The organism is Pseudomonas sp. SIMBA_068, assembly GCF_046534705.1.
Lineage (GTDB): Bacteria > Pseudomonadota > Gammaproteobacteria > Pseudomonadales > Pseudomonadaceae > Aquipseudomonas > Aquipseudomonas putida.
The window spans coordinates 1-328 of record NZ_JAWRYI010000204.1 but is presented as its reverse complement, the minus strand read 5'-3'; the positions used below and the strand labels follow the sequence as shown (position 1 = coordinate 328).

The window sequence follows — 328 nt, the reverse complement described above, 5'->3', positions numbered from 1 at the left end:
CACCCCAAAGTGCCATGTGAAAACTCCTCTGAATCGTTAAACAAGGGGCGGCATAAATGCCGCCCCTGAAATGAAACTATGAGGCGAGGCGCACCTCGCCTGAAAATTACTTCTTCTGCTCGTTCAGGGCGCGGATACGCGAAGAGAGCGAGAACAGACGGATAAAGCCGCCCGCATGACGGTGATCGTACACTTCATCTTCACCGAAGGTGGCGAACTCTTCCGAGTAGAGGCTGTTCGCGGAACGCTTCTGGGTGGCTGTCGCCTGGCCTTTGTAGAGCTGCAGTACCACTTCACCGTTAACCTCTTCCGCCAGCGATTCGGCAGC

The 328-nt window shown here is 55.5% G+C and carries 1 pseudogene; it reads right to left on the bottom strand.

Annotation, left to right across the window (positions count from 1 at the left end):
* Positions 1-106: 106 nt before the first annotated feature.
* A pseudogene (locus SB756_RS28830) lies at positions 107-328 on the bottom strand (argininosuccinate synthase); the annotation flags it as partial.